The sequence below is a fragment of the bacterium genome (assembly GCA_036524115.1).
GTDB lineage: Bacteria > JAUVQV01 > JAUVQV01 > JAUVQV01 > DATDCY01 > DATDCY01.
This window is the reverse complement of record DATDCY010000179.1, coordinates 1-2,306: the sequence shown is the minus strand read 5'-3', so window position 1 is coordinate 2,306 and position 2,306 is coordinate 1. Positions and strand designations below refer to the sequence as shown.

The 2,306-nt window shown below is 65.8% G+C and carries 3 protein-coding genes; all 3 read right to left on the bottom strand.

Features of this window, described 5'->3' with window-relative positions:
• On the bottom strand, window positions 1-701 hold a 701-nt coding region (locus VI078_08825), incomplete at its 3' end, for a cytochrome C (protein ID HEY5999383.1).
• 14 nt (window positions 702-715) lie between these two features.
• The gene (locus VI078_08820) at window positions 716-1,927 is read right to left on the bottom strand and encodes a hypothetical protein (GenBank protein HEY5999382.1); all 1,212 of its coding nucleotides are present in this window, start codon (window positions 1,925-1,927) and stop codon (window positions 716-718) included.
• 196 nt (window positions 1,928-2,123) lie between these two features.
• Window positions 2,124-2,306: hypothetical protein (locus VI078_08815; protein HEY5999381.1), on the bottom strand; the 183-nt coding region annotated here is incomplete at its 5' end.

Sequence of the window (2,306 nt, the reverse complement as noted above, 5' to 3'; positions counted from 1 at the left end):
CCCCAGTTGTCGGGATGCGGGTTGACCCTCAGCCCCGAGCGGGCGCTGTGGCACTTGAGGCAGGTGTCGCCGTCGGCGTGGCACGCCTGGCAGGAAGCCAGGTCGCGGCGCGCCTCGCGGGCGTGCTCCCTGGACCACGTGTGCGCGGGCAGCACCGAGTTGGGGTGGCACGTCTGGCACTGCGCCTCGGTGAAGGTCGCATGCCTGGGCCCGTTGGGCATGGTGGCCAGGTCGGACCATCCGCGGCGGTGCGACTGGAACTGGAGCTCCTCGGGCTGGAACTTCGAGTGGCAGCTCTCGCAGAACTTCGGGGCATGGCACTTCTCGCAGGACCTGGGGCTGTCCATGGCCATGATCGGGTGGATCTCCCGCCAGTCGGTGCGGTGGCTCTTGGGCTTGTAGTTGACGTCGCGCCCCTGGGAGACGTGCAGGTCGGCGTCGATGCCGCCGCCCTGGTGGCAGTCGAGGCAGAACGACTGGTCGTGGCAGACGGCGCAGTTGGAGCCGGCCTTGGAGGCCTTGAGGGCGTGTTCCTTGTTCCAGCCCACCATGTGGTTGGGCGTCGCCCCGGCTTCCTTGTGGCACTCGGTGCACTCGGCGATCTTCATCGTCCGGTACGCGGAGTGGTCTTCCGCCGCGAAGAGAAGCGTCGCTCCCAGCGCGAGGGAGGCGACGAGGGTCATGAGAAGTAGTTTTTTCACGTCGTTCCCTCCTTCTAGAAGTCGACGTTGAGCGCGAGGCGCGCCCGGACGTCGTTGTTCCAGTTTTCGTTGAAGTTGTCCTCGACGCGGGCCGCGACCGAGACGTCCTTGCGCAGCTTGACGTCGCCGCCCAGCCAGACGCGGGAAGCGGACTCGTTGCCGGTCATCAGGTCGCGCTTGTAGACGTCGTGCTGCACGCCGGCGGCGAGGGTGAACTTCTTCGCCATCGCCATGTCGCCGGAGAGCTCGAAGCCGGCGAGCTTGCCGCCGTCCCCGTTGCGCCAGATGCCCGAGGCGTAGACGGACGAGCCGTCGGTCGGCCGGAAGCGGAGGCCGAGCTCGCCGACGTTGGCCGTGTCGCCTTCGCCGTACGATTCGTTGCGGTACTCGCCTTCGACCGAGAGCTTCCTGGAGATCTCGAAGTCGGCCTTGCCCGCGATCTCCTGGTAGCGGTTGACCGCGAAGACGGAGTAGATCGAGGTGGCCTCGAAGGTCGGGATGGTGCGGAAGTATTCGGCGGTCAGCTTGAGGCGGGGAACGATGGCGGTGGTCGCGCCGACCTCGATCTCGTTCCAGACCTCGGAGAGGACGTCGAAGCGGAGCTGGGTGTAGAGCTCGCCGAACTTGCCGAAGCGCTTGTCGGCGGCGAGGCCGACCTTCTCGGTTGCGAGGTCGCTCTGGTCGTAGGTGACCAGGTAGGACAGGTTGAGCGATCCCTGCGGGATGGCGGTGACGGCGAGCTGGGCGCCTGCGGCGAGGTCGCCGCCGCGGGTGAACTCGCCGGTGGTGGAGAACATCACGTTGCGCCCCGCGGCGAGGGTGAGCGTGACCGGCCCGACGGGGCTGGTCTCGACCTTCGCGCCGTCGATCAGGGCGGAGCCGGCGCTGACGAAGAAGAACTGGCGGCCGACCCGGAGGCTGGTCTTGCCGGGAAGCCCCTTCTTGTCGAAGTAGAGATAGTAGAGACGGCCGTCGACGCCGCCTCCCTGCTGGACGTCGCCGTTCGCGCGGCCGTACCCGTCGACCCGGATCGTGTCGGACGAGTCGTAGTCGCGGGTGCTGAAGCGCAGGTACTGGGCGAGGTCGAAATGGTCGGCGCCCCGTTCATCCTCGAACCACGACGCCTGGGACGAGCTGCGTCCCGACAGCGACATGGCCCCGGCGGATGTCTGAATCCCGCACAGGATGACGAGGGCCGACAGGAGTGCTGTTGCGGACCTCTTCATTGCATATTGCCTCCTTTCCTGGAATGAGGATCCTTCCCCGATCGAAACCGCACGTTCGCCTATCTGGGAATCGTTGCTGGTAGTGCGAAACTTGGAGGAAGTATACTCTCGTCTTCGCCTGTCGGGGCCTCTTGACATTCCGCGGCGAAATGATCGATCGCCCGGGCCTTTCCGGGTCGATCCCCCTTTGCCAACCTCAGGCAAGTTGCGTATAATACGCTGGTTTATAGACACGATTCGTTTCCATCGACGGACCCGCATAAGCCAGATCACCCATTCCCCCAGGAGGATCACCGATGATCGAAGCGTACCTGCAAGCCGAGAAGGAGCGCGCGAAGCTGGGCATCCCGGCGCTGCCGCTGACTCCCGACCAGACCGC

Bases quoted from the DNA above. Each gene is read 5' to 3' on its own strand.
- VI078_08820 (HEY5999382.1), bottom strand. From the start codon at position 1,927: ATGAAGAGGTCCGCAACAGCACTCCTGTCGGCCCTCGTCATCCTGTGC.